The 15,277-nt window shown below is 65.4% G+C and carries 15 protein-coding genes; 9 read left to right on the forward strand and 6 right to left on the reverse strand.

Annotated features, from left to right (window positions below):
* The first annotated feature begins 67 nt into the window (after positions 1–67).
* From HDC29_RS00315 to rpmG, 5 genes are all read left to right on the forward strand, one after another.
* Entirely contained in the window at positions 68–1,735 is a 1,668-nt protein-coding gene (locus tag HDC29_RS00315) for an NAD+ synthase (RefSeq protein ID WP_179493487.1), read from the forward strand.
* On the forward strand, positions 1,732–2,160 hold the full coding sequence (locus HDC29_RS00320; protein WP_179493488.1) for a hypothetical protein: 429 nt from the start codon (positions 1,732–1,734) through the stop codon (positions 2,158–2,160). Before HDC29_RS00315 ends, HDC29_RS00320 begins: the two co-directional genes overlap by 4 nt.
* Entirely contained in the window at positions 2,157–3,467 is a 1,311-nt protein-coding gene (gene gltX, locus HDC29_RS00325; RefSeq protein ID WP_179493489.1) for a glutamate--tRNA ligase, read from the forward strand. The genes HDC29_RS00320 and gltX overlap by 4 nt, the downstream gene beginning before the upstream one ends.
* 143 nt (positions 3,468–3,610) lie before the next feature.
* Positions 3,611–4,348, forward strand: coding sequence for an energy transducer TonB (locus HDC29_RS00330; protein ID WP_179493490.1), 738 nt, complete (start codon positions 3,611–3,613; stop codon positions 4,346–4,348).
* Between the two features lie 209 nt (positions 4,349–4,557).
* The gene (gene rpmG / locus HDC29_RS00335; RefSeq protein ID WP_011543216.1) at positions 4,558–4,725 is read left to right on the forward strand and encodes a 50S ribosomal protein L33; all 168 of its coding nucleotides are present in this window, start codon (positions 4,558–4,560) and stop codon (positions 4,723–4,725) included.
* 268 nt (positions 4,726–4,993) lie between these two features.
* Here the strand turns inward: rpmG and HDC29_RS00340 are convergent, their stop codons facing one another.
* Complete coding sequence (locus HDC29_RS00340) at positions 4,994–6,010, reverse strand: MipA/OmpV family protein (RefSeq protein WP_179493491.1); 1,017 nt, start codon at positions 6,008–6,010, stop codon at positions 4,994–4,996.
* 193 nt (positions 6,011–6,203) lie between these two features.
* On the opposite strand from HDC29_RS00340, the gene HDC29_RS00345 reads away from it, so the two are divergent.
* Genes HDC29_RS00345 through HDC29_RS00355 form a run of 3 tightly spaced genes read left to right on the forward strand, consistent with a single transcriptional unit; the run spans position 6,204 to position 9,110 of the window.
* Positions 6,204–6,434, forward strand: a complete 231-nt coding sequence (locus HDC29_RS00345; RefSeq protein WP_179493492.1) for a hypothetical protein — start codon at positions 6,204–6,206, stop codon at positions 6,432–6,434.
* Between the two features lie 46 nt (positions 6,435–6,480).
* Positions 6,481–8,409: a 1-deoxy-D-xylulose-5-phosphate synthase gene (gene dxs / locus HDC29_RS00350; RefSeq protein WP_179493493.1), complete on the forward strand. Its 1,929-nt coding sequence runs from the start codon at positions 6,481–6,483 to the stop codon at positions 8,407–8,409.
* Between the two features lie 32 nt (positions 8,410–8,441).
* On the forward strand, positions 8,442–9,110 hold the full coding sequence (locus HDC29_RS00355) for a hypothetical protein (protein WP_179493494.1): 669 nt from the start codon (positions 8,442–8,444) through the stop codon (positions 9,108–9,110).
* Between the two features lie 3 nt (positions 9,111–9,113).
* Here HDC29_RS00355 and HDC29_RS00360 read toward each other — a convergent pair whose 3' ends face one another.
* The gene (locus HDC29_RS00360; RefSeq protein ID WP_179493495.1) at positions 9,114–9,650 is read right to left on the reverse strand and encodes a PaaI family thioesterase; all 537 of its coding nucleotides are present in this window, start codon (positions 9,648–9,650) and stop codon (positions 9,114–9,116) included.
* Between the two features lie 78 nt (positions 9,651–9,728).
* Between HDC29_RS00360 and HDC29_RS00365 the strand changes: the two genes are divergently transcribed.
* Positions 9,729–10,058, forward strand: a complete 330-nt coding sequence (locus HDC29_RS00365; protein WP_179493496.1) for a helix-turn-helix domain-containing protein — start codon at positions 9,729–9,731, stop codon at positions 10,056–10,058.
* Positions 10,059–10,183: 125 nt separating this feature from the next.
* On the opposite strand, the gene HDC29_RS00370 is transcribed toward HDC29_RS00365, so the two are convergent.
* The 4 genes from HDC29_RS00370 to HDC29_RS00385 form a co-directional block, all read right to left on the reverse strand.
* Positions 10,184–10,603 carry a DUF3035 domain-containing protein gene (locus tag HDC29_RS00370; protein ID WP_326913864.1) on the reverse strand — a complete coding sequence of 140 codons (420 nt, stop codon included), beginning with the start codon at positions 10,601–10,603 and terminating at the stop codon, positions 10,184–10,186.
* Positions 10,604–10,630: 27 nt separating this feature from the next.
* Complete coding sequence (lspA, locus tag HDC29_RS00375) at positions 10,631–11,152, reverse strand: signal peptidase II (protein WP_179493498.1); 522 nt, start codon at positions 11,150–11,152, stop codon at positions 10,631–10,633.
* On the reverse strand, positions 11,149–14,091 hold the full coding sequence (gene ileS / locus HDC29_RS00380; protein WP_179493499.1) for an isoleucine--tRNA ligase: 2,943 nt from the start codon (positions 14,089–14,091) through the stop codon (positions 11,149–11,151). Before ileS ends, lspA begins: the two co-directional genes overlap by 4 nt.
* A 113-nt stretch (positions 14,092–14,204) precedes the next feature.
* Positions 14,205–15,254, reverse strand: a complete 1,050-nt coding sequence (locus HDC29_RS00385; protein WP_179493500.1) for a glycerophosphodiester phosphodiesterase family protein — start codon at positions 15,252–15,254, stop codon at positions 14,205–14,207.
* Positions 15,255–15,277: the final 23 nt, after the last annotated feature.

Genomic DNA, 15,277 nt, shown 5'->3' on the forward strand with positions numbered 1-15,277 from the left:
GAGAGGGGAAGGGTCTAGTTGCTTCGCCGCCATTGCCCCGGCGCCGCGGGCGGAATATGGGCAAGGCATGACCTCGCCCGAAACGCTTACCATCGTCCTTTCGCAGATGACGCAGGCGGTCGGCGATCTTGCCGCCAATGCCGATGCGATGCGTAGCGTTCGCGCGCGGCATAAGGACGCCGACCTGATCCTCTACCCCGAGTTCCAGCTGATCGGCTATCCGCCCGAGGATCTGGTGCTCAAACCCGCGCTCGCCGAGCGCGCGGCGAAGCTGCTCGCCGATCTGGCGGCGGAAACCGCTGATGGGGGCCCGGCGATGCTCGTCGGGTCGGTTGAGCGGGAGGGGGAAGCGCTCTATAATATCGTCGCCTTGCTCGATGACGGCAAAATCGTCGCGACGCGGCGCAAGCATGAACTGCCCAATTACGGCACCTTCGACGAAAAGCGCATCTTCGCGCCGGGGCCGTTGCCCGACGTCGTCGAATGGCGCGGGGTGAAGCTCGGGCTGCCGATCTGCGAAGATGGCTGGCTGCCGAAGGTGAGCTCACATCTTGCCGCGCAGGGCGCCGAGCTGCTGATATCGGTCAACGGCAGCCCCTATGAGATCGACAAGGACGAGCGCCGCCTTGCCCAAGTCTTCGCGAGCCGCGTCGCCGAAACGAAGCTGCCGCTGATCTTCCTCAACCGCATCGGCGGGCAGGACGAGCTGGTGTTCGACGGCTGCTCCTTCGTCCTCAACGACGATGGATCGACCGCGCACCGGCTGACCGACTGGGAGAGCGAGGAGCGCGTCACGCGCTGGACGAATGCGGGCGACGGGCGCTGGACCTGCGAACCCGGTGCGATCGCCGAATGGGAAGTGCACCCCGCCGACATCTATAGCGCGATGATCCTCAGCTTGCGCGACTATGTCGAACGCAATCGCTTTCCCGGCGTCGTGCTCGGCCTGTCGGGCGGGATCGATTCGGCGATCTGCGCCGCGATCGCCGCCGATGCGCTGGGCCCCGACAAGGTCTGGTGCGTGATGCTGCCGAGTCGCTTTACCAGCGAAGAGAGCCTCGACGATGCGGCCGGATGCGCGCGCATGATCGGGTGCAGGCTCGACACGATCCCGATCGTTCCCGCAGTCGAGGCGTTCGACGTGATGCTTGCCGGCAGCTTCGCCGACAAGCAGGTCGACATCACCGAAGAGAATGTCCAGTCGCGCATCCGCGGTGTGACGCTGATGGCGCTCAGCAACAAATTCGGCCCGATGCTGCTGACAACGGGCAACAAGAGCGAGATGAGCGTCGGCTATGCGACCATCTATGGCGACATGGCGGGCGGCTACAACCCGCTGAAGGACGCGTACAAGATGACGGTCTTTGCGATCGCGAAGTGGCGCAACGAAAATGTCCCGCGCCTGTCGCGCAACCCGGTCACGCCGGTGATGCCCGACAATATCGTCACCAAGCCGCCGAGCGCCGAGTTGCGCCCCGACCAGAAGGACGAGGACAGCCTGCCGCCCTACGCCGATCTCGACCGGATGCTCCATATGCTCGTCGAAGAGGAAGCGAGCGTCGATGATGTCGTGGCGAAATATGGTTTCGATCGCGACGCCGTGGCGCGGATCGAGCGCCTCCTGATGCTCGCCGAATATAAGCGACGCCAGGCGCCGCCGGGGGTCAAATTGTCGACGCGCAATTTCGGGCGCGACCGGCGCTATCCGATCACGCACGGGTTTCGGACTGCATGATCGCCGCACTCTTGCTCCTGTTTCTGGCCGAGCCGGAAACCGCCCCCGAGCGCTCCTGCGAATATTGTGCAGCAATCTTCGCTGACGTTCGTCTCAATGCGATGATCGGGAACGGCAATGTGGAGGTGAGCACGGAGTGGGCCATGGGCCGTAACGGCGATGATGTCGTGATCCAGGTTGAGGATATGTCTTGCCCTGACGGACGAAAAAGCAAGACGTGCAGCTTCACGCTACGCCGGATGCTGACCCGCAACGGCGTCGCGGTAACCGATCCGGCCTTACCCGAACGCCTGCGTTGTATCGCCATATTGAAATGGGTGGAGGCTCGCGATGGAGCCGGATGGGGTGTCAAACATGATCCTCCGCGCCGCATCGGTCATTCGCGCACATCAATGACCTGCCGGCGCCCAAGAGAAACATCATGACCGTCGTTACCCGCTTCGCCCCCTCGCCGACCGGCAGCCTGCATGTCGGCAATGTCCGCACCGCGCTCCACAACTGGATGTGGGCGCGCAAGCATGGCGGGCGCTTCCTGCTGCGCATCGACGATACCGACCTCGAGCGGTCGAAGGAGGAATATGTCGAGGGCATCCGCGCCGACCTCGCGTGGCTGGGGCTCGATATCGACGGCGAGGAGCGGCAGTCGGCGCGCTTTGCGCTTTATGAGCGCGAGTTTGAAAAACTCAAATCGGACGGGCGCGTCTATGCCTGTTACGAGACGCCCGAGGAACTCGACATCCGGCGCAAGGTGCTGCTGTCGCGCGGGCTGCCGCCGGTTTACGAGCGCCGCCCCGAGGGGGCGCCGGTGCCCGAAGGCGTGGCGCCGCACTGGCGTTTCCGGCTCGACCATGATGCGCCGATCGAGTGGACCGACATGGTCCGCGGCCCGCAGCATTTCGAGCCGAAGACCATGTCCGACCCCGTCGTGCGCCGGGCCGACGGCAGCTGGCTCTATCTGCTGCCGAGCGTGATCGACGATATCGCGATGGGGATCACGCATGTCGTGCGCGGCGAGGACCATGTGTCGAACACCGCGGCGCAGATCCAGATGTTCGACGCGCTCGGGGCGAAGCCGCCCGAATTCGCGCACGAAGCGCTGCTCGTCGGGACCGAGGGCAAATTGTCGAAGCGGCTCGGCTCGCTCGGCATGGCGAGCCTGCGCGATGAGGGGATCGAGCCGATCGCGCTCGTCGCTTTGCTCGCGCGGCTCGGCACCAGCGATCCGGTCGAGCCGGTGACGACGCCCGCGCCGCTGATCGAGAGCATCGATTTTACGCGCTTCGGCCGCGCTCCCGCGCGCTTCGACGAAGCCGAGCTGGTGCTGCTGAACCAGAAGATCCTGCATCACACCGATCATTCCGCGGTCGCCGGGCGACTCCCCGCCGCGATCACCGAAGCGCGCTGGAACGCGATTCGCCCGAATGTGATGACGGTCGCCGAGGCGGCCGAGTGGCTGCCCGTGTTCGAGGGCCCCTTCGCACCACCGCCTGCCGAAGCGGCCGACCGCGCGGTGCTCGACGCGGCGGCGGCTGCCGTGCCGGATATCGACTGGACGAATGATCCCTGGCACGCGCTGACCGGCGCGGTGAAGGCGGCGACGGGCGCGAAGGGCCGCGCGCTGTTCCTGCCGCTGCGCCGCGCGCTGACGGCACGCGATCACGGGCCCGACATGGCCGAGCTGCTGCCGCTGATCGACAAGAGCGAGGCGTCCGCGCGGCTTTCGGCCGCATAGGCGCGAATCGCCCGGCCGATTGATTCTTGCTTACCGATCCGCTTGACAAGTGACGTGATGTTATAATATCACGTCATTCTGACCTGGCCGGAGACGACGGTCAGAACGCCGCGGGGCCGGGTCGACAGGCAAGGAGAGATGCCATGACCTTGATACCCTTGATTTCGGCGATTGTGGCCACGCCCGAGGCGGCGACGGTGCCGGCCGGTGCCCATCAAGCCCTGCAACCACGCAACAGCTATGGCGCCGGCCAGAGTCACCGGCCGGTTGCCGCTTTGCTTGCCGTGGGATTGCCGGCGGCGCTCGTCGTCGCGGTTGCCTTGTCACCGATGGTCGTCGAGCCCGGACCGCGGAGCGTCCCGCTGATCGGCACGATTATCGACCTGCCGACGCCGCCCCCGCCGCCGCCCGAGGTGGTCGAGGATGCCAAGCCTACGCCGAAAACCTCCTCTGCCAGCGACACGGTCGAGCCGATCGTCAAGACGATCCCGCTTGGCGACGATCGCGTGGAGCCGGGGCCGGTGATCGTCGACCTGCCGCGCATAGATCCCGGCCCGCCCGTGCCGCCTGTCGATCCGCCCGCGCCGCCCAAGCTCGTGCTCGCCGACGTCGATCCGCGTTTTGCCGGCGCCTTCCAGCCCGATTATCCGGCGCGCGAGCAGCGCGGGGGGATCGAGGGTGTGGCGAAGGTCCGCGTGCTGATCGGTGCCGACGGGCGGGTCAAGGCGGTCGAGCTGATCAGCGCCGACAGTCCGGGCTTCTTTGAAGCGACGAAGCGGCGCGCGCTCGCCAAATGGCGTTTCAAACCCGCGACGCGCGGCGGGGTGCCCGAAGAAAGCTGGAAGGTGATGACCGTCCGCTTCGAGATAAAGAACGCCTGAACCCCTCCCGGGCGGGCGGCCGATCTTGCCGCCCGCCCTTCGCTTTCGCTTGACAGAAAGGCCGAATCCCGCCAAAGGCGCCCGGATATTGAGGGGCGGCGCGGCGTCGCGCGGCCCTTTCATGTTTTTCACACCAACGTCGGGGCCCATAGTCCCGCCGCATCCATCGGGCCTCCGGCGGATGTGCAGTCATTTCGAGGAACAGGGCCATGGCCAAGCCGACGACCGTCAAGATCAAGCTGGTGAGCACCGCCGACACGGGCTTTTTCTATGTCACGAAAAAGAACCCGCGCACGATGACCGAAAAAATGACGGTGCGGAAATACGACCCGCGTGCGCGCAAGCACGTCGAGTTCAAGGAAGCCAAGATCAAGTGAGGCGTTTCCCGCGCGGCTGAGCTGCGCGGTTTGAAATGCGTCATCCCGGCGATGACCGGGATCCGGGAGGGCGGCCGCGTGCCGCCCTTTTTTGCGTTTCGGATGGCGGCTTCGGGGTGGTGAGCTGCCGTTCCCTTGTTCGTCATCCCGGACTTGATCCGGGATCCACTGCGGCGCTGATGTCGTGGACCCCGGATCAAGTCTAACCAGCCACGCGTCTCGTTAGAGGTTGACGAGGAGAGAGAAGGCCGCTTCCGGTCGAAACTCGTCAGAACTGATAGGCGAGCCCGGCGCCGAAAAGCCATTGGTCGGCGCTGCCGACGTCGGCCACGATGGGCGATTTGGCGAAGCGCGAGCCGATTCGGCCATATTGTGCGCCGCCGATCAGCGTGAACCCCTTTCTGAGGTCACCCGACAGCGCATAGGCGCCCGCGATTCCAACCGTATATTTGCCCGCAGTCGCCTTGCGGCCCGCGCCGTCATAGACGGGAAGCCCGCTCGCGGCGCTGTCCGCTGCGTCGATGTCGTAATAATAGCGGCCGAAACCCTTGCCATAGAAATTGATCGACGCCGACACGCCGACATAGGCGCGTTTCGACAGCGGGGTACCATAATCGATCGTCGGCGATGCGGTCCAGCTGCCATGGCGGCCCGAGATATCCTTCGACGCTGACATGCGAAAGCTGACCTGATCATAGGCGCTGGTGATGACCCCGGTATGGCTGACGCCGGCGAACAGCCCCATTTCGACCGCGAGTTTGCGCTTGCCGAGCGCCGCGACCTGCGGGTCGTCGATCTTGCCGGTGCGGTCGCCGCGCAGGCTGATCGTCGGCCCGAATTTGAAATCGGTTTTTTGCCCGCGCCGCTGGCGGATCAAATCGACCTGGAAATTGGTGCCGCGCGTCGAGAAGGAATAGCCGCTGATCCGCCCGCGCAGGTAAAAGGCGGGCAGCGTGCGGCGATCGTCCGAGCCGTTATATTTGGGCGTGTTGAGCACCCCGGCGGCGATCGCGAAATAGTCGCGCGACCATGTGCGTTCGGGATCGTCGTCCTGCGGCCGCGCGGGAGGCAGCAGGATATTCTCGTCGATGTCGCTATCCTGGAGATAGCGCGCGGGCGCATCCTCGACGCCCGTCGCGAGCGCCGTGTCGGCCGCGGAGGCCGGGAGATCGTAAGAGAGCGGCACGTCTTCGGCGGCAGCGGGGACGGCGACGGCTGCGGCGATGAAAGGGATGAAGAGCGGAAACGAGCGCGTTATGCGAAGCAGCTTGGTCAAATCGGGCATAAGCGTCCGGTTCCTGTATATTTTGCCCCCTCTTTACGGGGGTGTAAGTAAACAACGCATCATTGCAACGGCTTCGTCTTGCCGACCGCCGCATTTCGCCGCATGTGGCTTTCATGCCACGATGCTTCTTCGCCGCCTTGATATTCCTCCGCAGCGCCATTGGTTCCCTCCGGCGACCCCGGCGTGCGTGCGCATGAGCCGGATCCCGCGCCTGATCGGCTATGGCTTCATGGCCGCGGCCGCGTTGCTGGCGGCGGCGATGAAGAAGGAGGGGGTCGAGGCGATCGGTCCGCTGCCCGCGGTCGCGGTCGCGCTTTTCCTCGGCATGGTCGGGGTGATGCTGGTGTTCACCGACCTGATGGTGCGCGGGCTTTATGCGCAGGTCGATGCGGCGAAACGGCGCGAGGACGAGCGCGGCGACTGATCCCTTTTCGTTCGACACCCCATGTGGTTGCCAGTATGACGGCGTGATGACTGATCGCCCGCATACGCCGCTGCTCGACACGGTGGATGTCCCCGCCGACCTCCGCAAGCTGAAGCCCGAAGACCTCCGCCAGTTCGCAGACGAATTGCGCGCCGAGATGATTTCTGCGGTGGGCACGACGGGCGGGCATCTGGGTTCCGGCCTCGGCGTCGTCGAGCTGACCACCGCGCTCCATTATGTGTTCGACACCCCGCGCGACAAGATCGTGTGGGATGTCGGGCACCAATGCTATCCGCACAAGATCATCACCGGGCGGCGCGACCGCATCCGGACCTTGCGGACCGGCGGCGGCCTCAGCGGTTTTACCAAGCGCAGCGAGAGCGAGTACGACCCGTTCGGCGCGGCGCACAGCTCGACGTCGATCAGCGCGGCGCTGGGTTTCGCGGTCGCGAACAAGCTGACCGGCGCGCCTGGGCGCGCGATCGCGGTGATCGGCGACGGGTCGATGTCGGCGGGCATGGCCTATGAGGCGATGAACAATGCGAAGCAGGCGGGCAACCGGCTGATCGTCATCCTCAACGACAATGACATGTCGATCGCGCCGCCGGTCGGAGGGCTTTCGGCCTATCTGGCGAAGCTGGTGTCGTCGCGCCCGTTCGTCGAATTGCGCGAAATCGCGCGGCGCTTCGCGCGCAAGCTGCCCGAGCCGCTGCACAAGGCGGCGAAGAAGACCGACGAGTTCGCGCGCGGCATGGCGATGGGCGGGACGCTGTTCGAGGAGCTCGGCTTTTATTATGTCGGGCCGATCGACGGGCATAATCTCGAACATCTGATCCCCGTGCTCGAAAATGTCCGCGACAGCGAGCATGGCCCGGTGCTGATCCACGCGGTGACCAAGAAGGGCAAGGGCTACGCCCCCGCCGAGGCCGCCGCCGACAAATATCATGGCGTCCAGAAATTCGACGTCATCACCGGCGAACAGGCGAAGGCGCCGCCGGGACCGCCCGCCTATCAAAATGTCTTCGGCGAAACGCTCGCCAAGCTTGCCGATACCGATCCGCGCATCGTCGCGATCACCGCGGCGATGCCGTCGGGCACCGGCGTCGACAAATTCGCGAAAGCGCATCCGACGCGCAGCTTCGACGTCGGCATCGCCGAGCAGCATGCGGTGACGTTCGCGGCGGGATTGGCGGCGCAGGGGATGCGGCCTTTCGCGGCGATTTATTCGACCTTCCTCCAGCGCGCCTATGACCAGGTCGTCCACGATGTCGCGATCCAGAACCTGCCGGTGCGCTTCGCGATCGACCGCGCGGGGCTGGTCGGCGCCGACGGATCGACACATGCGGGGTCGTTCGACGTCACCTATCTGGCGACGCTGCCCAATTTCGTTGTCATGGCGGCGGCGGACGAGGCCGAACTCGTCCATATGACCTATACCGCGGCCGAATATGACGCGGGCCCCATCGCCTTCCGCTATCCACGCGGCAACGGCACGGGCGTGGCGTTTCCCGCGCTTCCCGAGAAGCTGGAGATCGGCAAGGGCCGCGTCGTGCGCAGCGGCAAGACTGTCGCGATCCTGTCGCTCGGGACGCGGCTTGCCGAGGCGCTCAAGGCTGCCGACACGCTGGAAGCAAGGGGCCTGTCGACGAGCGTGATCGACCTGCGCTTCGCGAAACCGCTCGACGAGGAGCTGATCCGCAAGGCGCTCGCCGCCCATGAGGTCTGCGTGACGATCGAGGAAGGCAGCATCGGCGGGCTGGGTGCGCATGTGCTGACGCTCGCGAGCGACGAAGGGCTGATCGACGCCGGGCTGAAGCTGCGCACGATGCGCCTGCCCGACGTGTTTCAGGATCAGGACAAGCCCGAACTGCAATATGATGCCGCGGGGCTCAACGCGCCGCAGATCGTCGATACGGTGCTGAAGGCGCTGCGCCATAACAGCGCGGGGGTCGAGGAAGCGGGCGCGCGGGCCTAGGTTGGACGCCCGGTCGGGGCGGGGGGCACGCCATGGATTTCCTGAAACTCATCCAGTCGCTCGACGAGCTGCTTTACGAGGTCATGTCGTGGCTGATCTTCTATCCGGTCACGCTGTGGCGCGCACTGACGCGGCCGCTGAAGATGATGGATTATTCGGAGTCCGAGCTCTCCGACCCCGCCGAGCGCCAATATACCGACACGATGTCGCCGCCCTTGTTCCTGATGCTGACGCTTGCGCTGACGCACGCCGCCGAGCTGTCGATCGTCGGGCAGAGCGAGACGGTGCTGCAAAAGACGGGGCTGGGCGGGCTGGTCAACGACGATTCGAGCCTGATCGTGATGCGCGTCGCCTTTTTCAGCATCTTTCCGCTGGCCATGGCGGCGCGGCTCGTGCGCGCGCGCAATGTGAAGCTCGACCGCGGCCCGTTGAAGCCGCCCTTTTACAGCCAATGCTATGTCGCCGCGCCCTTTTCGGCGATGGTCGGCATTTCGGGCATCCTGATGCAGCTGAAGCCGCTCGCCCCCCAGCTTGGCGGGATCGCGCTGCTCGCCTTCGCGCTGCTGTGGTTCGGGACCCTGCAGATATTCTGGTTCGCGCAGCACCTCAGGATCAGCTATTGGCGCGCTGCGGGCCATGCCTCGATCGCGATGGTCGAGGCGCTCGCGGCCTTCACCCTCTTTTCGCTGATGTTCCTGTGACCCTCAGGCAGCTTCGCGCGACGGGTCGGCGACATGCGCCGCCTCGATCGCGGCGCAGGTGAGGCAGGTGGCCGCTTCGTGTACGGCCGCCACCGGCGCGGCGTCCACCGCAACCGGCACGATCGTCGCCTGCGCGATCGCGCAGCGGCGCGGTTCCTCGCCGTCGCTTTCGGCCCAGACGTCGGCGCGGACGATTGCCTGGCGCTTGCCCGCCTTGATCACGCTGCCCTTCGCGCGCAGCCGGCTGCCCTTCGCAGGCGCGAGGAAGTTGATCATATAGCTGCCCGTCACCACGTCGCCGACGACGCTGCTCGCCGCCCATGCGCAGGCATTGTCGGCCATCAGCCCGACGATCGCGCCGTGCGCAAAACCGTGATGCTGGGTCATGTCGGGGCGGAGCGCGAGCAGCAGTTCGGATTCGCCGTCGAAGCAGCGCAGCGGTTCGACCCCGAGGAAGGCGGTGAAACCCGAGGCATCGACCGCGACGCGTTTCATATAGGCGACGGCCTCGTCGTTGCTCGCAAAGCGATGTCCGCGCATGGGGAGAATCCTGTTTAGTCTGGATTGCAGACATTATCGCCGCTTGCGCCGCATCGCGTCAAGTCTTAAATCCAGACTATGAAGGATTATACGCCATCGCGGTCGCCGTGCGCGGTCGGCCGCGCCTCGCGCCTGCTTGGCGATCGCTGGGTGCTGCTGATCCTGCGCGAGGCGTTCTTGGGGGTCGACCGCTTCGAGGATTTTATCGCGCGGCTCGACATTTCGCGCGCGGCGTTGACGTCGCGGCTCGGCTGGCTGGTCGAAGCGGGCGTGATGGAACGCGTGCCGCCCGAGGGCAAGCGCGCCGTTTACCGGCTGACCGCGGCCGGATTGGCGCTGCGCCCGACCTATGATGCGATCAAGGCATGGGGCGACACATGGCTGCCGCGCGGAGCGGCGCTTGGCTGAGGTCGGTTAGCGGCCGCTTGCGGACATATAATTCGCCGTCACCCGGGCTTGACCCGGGGCCCATGACCGCGGCGCCGCAGTGGATTCCCGATCAGGTCCGGGATGACGAGGCGGGGTAGAACGCCTTACGCGCCTGGGATCGCCGCCTGTGCGTCGCGGCCGTCGCCTTCGGGGGCGGCGAGGATGTCGCGGACGACGAGGCCCTTGTCGACGACCTGCGTGCCGGGGCTGCCGACTGCGCTGCGGATGCCCGGATCGGCGCGAGTGCCGTCGGCGGCGCCGATGATCTGCGTCTCGCTCGCGCTACGCTGCGACGCGCCGCCGAAGAGCGCGCGCAGCGTCTGTTCGGCGGTCGATTCGCCGCCGGGTCGCGCGGTGCCGGGCGCGGGCGGGGTCAGCGCGAAATCGGGCGGCACGACGAGCGGCGCCTGACGCGACACCATCATCTCGTCGGGGCGGTCGCGGCTGAACAGGCTGTTCGACCCGCAAGCCGACAGGGTGGTGGCGACGATCGAGGCAGCCAGGATGGCGGTGGTCCGGTTCACTTTAAACATACTCCCAATGCGCCCCGTTTACTCGGCGGACGGCCTGGCGTCCGCGTTCCCGGCCTTTTCGCCCAAGAGCAGCGCGCGCGCAACCAGCAAAAGCACGCCGAGCGTGATGCACGCATCGGCGACGTTGAAGATCATGAATGGGCGGAAATCGCCGATATGCAGGTCGGCGAAGTCGACGACATAGCCGAAGCGCACGCGATCGACGATATTGCCGAGCGCGCCGCCGAGGATCATCGCGAGCGCGATCACGTCGCCCTTCGCCTGCTCGCGCGTCATCCAGAAGGCAACCGCGGCGGCGACGATCCCGGTCACTGCAACGAGCGTCCAGCGCGTCGTGTCGGTGCAGCTGGCGAACATCGACAGTGAAATGCCGCAATTTTCCGCCCAGGTCAGATTGAAGAAACTCGTGATCTCGATCTGCCCCTTGGGTTCCAGCGACAGCGGGACGGTGACGACCCATTTAGCGATCTGGTCGAGGATGAAGGCGGCGGCGGCGAAAATAAGGCCGAAGCGCAGATAGGGCGAACGTTGGCTGCTCATGCCGCGGTCAATACCGTGTCGCAGCGATTGCACAAGGCGCCGTCGGCGGTGACTTCGGGCAGGTGGCGCCAGCAGCGGCCGCATTTGTGGTTTTCGGTCGCCTTGATCGTGATGCCGTCATGCCCCGGCACAAGATGCACCGCTCCAGAAATGAAGGTTTCTGCCAAATAAGCCGGATCAAGGTCCCGGAGGATGGTGTCGAGATCGCTCATCGTTACTTCAGCTTCGAGGCTGGAACGCACGATCTTGTCACGACGCAAAGGTTCGATGGCCTCGGTGACTCGTGCGCGGACTTCGCGCAGTTCGGTATTCCGAACGACGAGATCCTTGTCACGCTCGAACGACGGTAGTGCCGGCCACTCCAGCAAATGCACGCTGCCCGCATCGGGATAGCGCGTACCCCACACTTCCTCAGCCGTGAACACCAGCACCGGCGCCGCGTAGCGGACGAGCGCGTGGAAGAGCGTGTCGAGCACGCTGCGATACGCGCGGCGGGTGTCGGTGCCGAGTGGGGCGGCGGGGCCGAGGTCGCAGTAGAGGACGTCCTTGCGGATGTCGAAATAGAAGGCCGAGAGGTCCTCGTTGCAGAAATCGGCGAGCAGGCGCGTGTAGGTATTGAAGTCGAAGTCATCGACCGCCTGATGCATCTTGGCGTCGAGATCGGCGAGAAGCGAGAGCATGTAGCGCTCAAGCTCGGGCATCGCCGCGACGTCGGTGACGCGTTCCTCTTCGGTGAAGCCGTCGAGCGCGCCGAGCAGGTAGCGGAACGTATTGCGCAGCTTGCGATACTGGTCGGCGACGCCCTTGAGGATTTCGTCGCCGATGCGATGGTCCTCGGTGAAGTCGACGCTCAGCGCCCACAGGCGGATGATGTCGGCGCCGTTGGTCTGCATCACCTTGACGGGATCGGTCGTGTTGCCGAGCGATTTCGACTGTTTGAAGCCCTTGCTGTCCATCGTGAAGCCGTGGGTCAGCACCGCCTTGTACGGCGCCTGTCCGCGCGTGCCGCAGCTTTCGAGCAAGGACGACTGGAACCAGCCGCGATGCTGGTCGCTGCCTTCGAGATAGAGGTCGGCGCTGTGGGTGCCGCCGTCGTGGCGGACGAGCGCGGGCCAGCGGCCGCTTTCGAGGACGAAGGCGTGGGTGCAGCCCGAATCGAACCAGACGTCGAGGATGTCCACGATGCGCTCGTAATCGGCGGCGTCATAAGCGTCGCCCAGATATTCCTGCGCGCGCGCGTCGCTCCATGCGTCGACGCCGCCCGCCTTCACCGCCGCGACGATGCGGTCGTTGACGGCGGGGTCGCTCAGATACTGGCCGGTCTTGCGGTCGACGAAGAGCGTGATCGGTACGCCCCAGGCGCGCTGGCGGCTGAGCACCCAGTCGGGGCGGTCCTTGACCATCGACCCGATGCGGTTGCGGCCCTTTTCGGGGACGAAGCGCGTGCGGTCGATCGCGTGCATCGCGGCCTGCCGCAGCGTCGGCGCGGCGCACAGATCCTCTTCGGCGGGGTTGATCGCGCCGCCTTCGGATTCCCAGCGCTGCTCGCGCGGCGCCTTGGGCTCGATATGCGTCATCACCCGGTCCATCGGCACGAACCATTGTGGGGTGCAGCGATAGATGACCTTCGCCTTCGAGCGCCAGCTGTGCGGGTAGCTGTGCTTGTAGTCGGCGCTCGCGGCAAGCAGCCCGCCGGCGTCGCGCAGGTCGGTGCAGATCGGGCCGTCGGGGGCGTTGAATTTCGGGTTGATCACCGATCCCTGACCGCCGAGCCAGCCCCAATCCTCGCGATATTTGCCGTCGCCCTCGACCGCGAACACGGGGTCGATGCCGTTCGCCTTGCACAGATCGAAATCATCCTCGCCATGGTCGGGCGACATATGGACGAGCCCGGTGCCGCTGTCGGTGGTGACGAAATCGCCGGGCAGGAAGGGGCGGGGGCGTGCGAAGAAGCCGCCAAGCGCGTGCATCGGGTGGCGGGCGATGGTGCCGGCGAGGTCGGAGCCTTTGCCACGCCAGATTTCGGCGCCGGTGCGGCCGGTGCGCGCATAGAATTGCTCAAGGAGCGGTTCGGCTACCAGATATTCGCCAACGCCTCCCATCGCGTCGTCGAACAGCTTCACCGAAACATACTCGACATCCGGCCCATAAGCCAAAGCCTGATTGACAGGGATCGTCCACGGCGTCGTCGTCCAGATCACCGCATGCGCGCCGACCAGCTCGGGGATCGGGCTCTCGACGATCTCGAACGCCACATCGATCTGCGTCGAGACGATATCCTCATATTCGATCTCGGCCTCGGCGAGCGCGGTCTTTTCGACCGGCGACCACATCACCGGCTTGGCGCCGCGATAGAGCATGTCGTTCGCCGCGAATTTGAGCAGCTCGCGGACGATCGTCGCTTCGGCCCCATAATCCATCGTGAGGTACGGATGGTCCCAGTCGCCGCCGATGCCGAGGCGCTTCAATTGCTCGCGCTGCGTGTCGACCCAATGCTGGGCATAGGCGCGGCATTCGGCGCGGAATTCCTCGACCGGCACCTCGTCCTTGTTGAGCTTTTTCTTGCGATATTGCTCCTCGACCTTCCACTCGATCGGCAGGCCGTGGCAGTCCCAGCCGGGGACGTAAGGCGCGTCCTTGCCCTTCAGCGTCTGGGTGCGGACGACCATGTCCTTGAGGATATGGTTGAGCGCATGGCCGATGTGCATGTCGCCATTGGCGTAGGGCGGGCCGTCGTGGAGGATAAACTGCTCGCGGCCCTTGCGGGCTTCACGAATCTGGCCTTCGAGATTGCCCTCGAGCCATTTGGCGAGAATCGCCGGTTCCTTCTGCGGCAGGCCGGCCTTCATCGGAAAGTCGGTCTTGGGCAGGAAGACGGTGTCGCGGTAATCGCCAGTATCTTTGGCGCGCTGTTCGGCGGGTGCGGGCGTGTCGGTCATGGTGGCGGCGCTTAGCGCAGATTTGCGTGGGAGCAAAGGGAATGGGCGCGGAACGATGACCGCTTCGTCAACCCGGATCAAGTCCGGGGTGACGAGGAGTGATAAGCTCGCCCTTACCTCTGCCGTGGCCGCAGCGCCGGGCCGACTTCGCGAATATCCTCGACCCAGATATGGCCATTGAAGCTCGCGGGAATTTTCGCGAGTTGCTGCGGGGTCGAAACGCCTTCGTTCGACTTGCCCTTTTCATAGGGGCCGAAGACGATCACGCGCGCGCCGACGCTGTCCATGCGGGCGATCAGCCGGTCGGGCCAGCCCCAATAGGCCCATTGATAGTTGATCGGGATCGCGATCACGCCGTTCCGGCAGCTTTCGGGGACGACGCCGGTCCAGCCCCAGGCGACATAATCCTTTGTGCAGGCCTTCGCGCCGCCCTTGAGGTCGAAGGACCAATTGTCCGGCAACAATTCGCGCATCCGCTTCACCGGCGCTGCGCCGCCGTAGAAAGCGTCGCCGATCTTAACGCTGTCGCGGCCCGAGGCTTTCAGGATCGCGAACAGCTGGTCGGCCTCGCGCGCGTCTTTCGACTTGAAGTTGAACAGGATCGGATGGACGGGGAGCGCCGCGAGGCCTTCCTCGACCGTCGGCATCTTGCCGATGCCCTTGCCGCGCAGCGGAAAGGTCTTGCCGCCGTCGGCGGTGTAACCAAAGCCGATGTCGAGCGCCTTGAGCTGGGCGAGTGTCAGGTCGCGTGTTTCGCCCTTGCCATCGGTGCGGCAGTCGACGGACCAGTCGTGGAACAGCACCATGCGTCCATCCCTGGTCGGCGCGACATCGACCTCGACCATCGCGGCGCCGTTGCCGACCGCCCAGCGCATCGATTCGGGGGTGTTTTCGAACACCTCATGCTCGGGTGCGAAGATATGCCGCGCGGTGCAGGTGTCGCGCCCCGTCGCGGCGCGCTTGTCGTAGAGGTGATAGACGCCGCGATGCGCGATCAGCTTCGGCTTGCCCTTGGGATCGGGGGCGAGGAAGCTCGCGTTCGACAGGGTGAACCAGGCGACAAGGGCAGCGAAAAGCCAGAGCAGGATTTTTGTGCGCCGCTTCATCGGCTTTTTCTTCGGGCCTTCGAGCGCTGCGGCCCAATCTTCGCTGTCGGTCATCATTCCCCCAATCCGTCATGCCGGAC

Origin of the sequence: Sphingopyxis sp. JAI108 (assembly GCF_013410105.1) — a bacterium.
GTDB classification, from domain to species: Bacteria; Pseudomonadota; Alphaproteobacteria; order Sphingomonadales; family Sphingomonadaceae; genus Sphingopyxis; species Sphingopyxis chilensis.

Bases quoted from the DNA above. Each gene is read 5' to 3' on its own strand.
- HDC29_RS00315 (WP_179493487.1), top strand. From the start codon at position 68: ATGACCTCGCCCGAAACGCTTACCATCGTCCTTTCGCAGATGACGCAG.
- HDC29_RS00320 (WP_179493488.1), top strand. From the start codon at position 1,732: ATGATCGCCGCACTCTTGCTCCTGTTTCTGGCCGAGCCGGAAACCGCC.
- gltX (WP_179493489.1), top strand. From the start codon at position 2,157: ATGACCGTCGTTACCCGCTTCGCCCCCTCGCCGACCGGCAGCCTGCAT.
- HDC29_RS00330 (WP_179493490.1), top strand. From the start codon at position 3,611: ATGACCTTGATACCCTTGATTTCGGCGATTGTGGCCACGCCCGAGGCG.
- rpmG (WP_011543216.1), top strand. From the start codon at position 4,558: ATGGCCAAGCCGACGACCGTCAAGATCAAGCTGGTGAGCACCGCCGAC.
- HDC29_RS00340 (WP_179493491.1), bottom strand. From the start codon at position 6,010: ATGCCCGATTTGACCAAGCTGCTTCGCATAACGCGCTCGTTTCCGCTC.
- HDC29_RS00345 (WP_179493492.1), top strand. From the start codon at position 6,204: ATGAGCCGGATCCCGCGCCTGATCGGCTATGGCTTCATGGCCGCGGCC.
- dxs (WP_179493493.1), top strand. From the start codon at position 6,481: ATGACTGATCGCCCGCATACGCCGCTGCTCGACACGGTGGATGTCCCC.
- HDC29_RS00355 (WP_179493494.1), top strand. From the start codon at position 8,442: ATGGATTTCCTGAAACTCATCCAGTCGCTCGACGAGCTGCTTTACGAG.
- HDC29_RS00360 (WP_179493495.1), bottom strand. From the start codon at position 9,650: ATGCGCGGACATCGCTTTGCGAGCAACGACGAGGCCGTCGCCTATATG.
- HDC29_RS00365 (WP_179493496.1), top strand. From the start codon at position 9,729: ATGAAGGATTATACGCCATCGCGGTCGCCGTGCGCGGTCGGCCGCGCC.
- lspA (WP_179493498.1), bottom strand. From the start codon at position 11,152: ATGAGCAGCCAACGTTCGCCCTATCTGCGCTTCGGCCTTATTTTCGCC.
- ileS (WP_179493499.1), bottom strand. From the start codon at position 14,091: ATGACCGACACGCCCGCACCCGCCGAACAGCGCGCCAAAGATACTGGC.
- HDC29_RS00385 (WP_179493500.1), bottom strand. From the start codon at position 15,254: ATGATGACCGACAGCGAAGATTGGGCCGCAGCGCTCGAAGGCCCGAAG.